General features: G+C 45.9%; 2 protein-coding genes. Both read left to right on the forward strand.

What is annotated here, in order from left to right:
* On the forward strand, positions 1-130 hold a 130-nt coding region (locus tag WKF69_RS17295; protein ID WP_340383479.1), incomplete at its 5' end, for an alpha-ketoglutarate-dependent dioxygenase AlkB.
* Positions 131-230: 100 nt separating this feature from the next.
* On the forward strand, positions 231-747 hold a 517-nt coding region (locus WKF69_RS17300), incomplete at its 3' end, for an FAD-binding oxidoreductase (RefSeq protein WP_340383477.1).

Raw genomic sequence — 747 nt, forward strand, 5'->3', positions numbered from 1 at the left:
ACTCGAAAATGGCAGCCTGCTCCTAATGAAAGGACCCACACAAACCAACTGGCTTCACTCTCTACCTAAAACTACAAAGGTTAACACTCCGCGAATCAATCTGACATTCCGCAGTTTCCTTAGAGACTAAGAATCCCCACTTTCACACTCCACTCTCAATTCTCCATTCTCCCCTAGCAATCCGAAAAAACTTTCCCTCTGCTTCATTGTAGTCTTTTAAAACACCCGCTATGAAAACAATACAAGATCAGCCCGTTGGAAGGGATGGAAACCTCGTCAGTCCATGGCAAAGCGGAGGGTCAGTCACAGATCAAAAATCCATTCCTGACCCGGCGAAAGTATACGATTGCATTATCGTTGGAGCCGGAATTACGGGCATTACTGCCGCGCTGATCCTTCGGGATTCAGAAAAAGAAGTACTCGTTATCGACGCTCACAATGCCGGTTACGGAACCACTGGCGGAACAAGCGCCCACATAAATACTTTTGCGGATACTACATACAAAGAAACGGAAAGTGCTTTTGGCAAAGAGGGGGCCAGATTATTCGCCGGAGCCGTTAATACAGGATTCGATATCATCAGGAAAAACATTGAAGCTTATAACATCACGTGCGATTTTCAGGAAAAGCCGGGATACGTGTACGCCGAAGACGATGATCAGGTAAAACAGCTTGAAGATCTGTACGAGGGTACTTTGAAAGTGAATGTCCCAATTTCGTATGTCCAAAAGATCCCTGTCCCTATCC

This window comes from Daejeonella sp., from assembly GCF_037719425.1.
GTDB lineage: Bacteria > Bacteroidota > Bacteroidia > Sphingobacteriales > Sphingobacteriaceae > Daejeonella.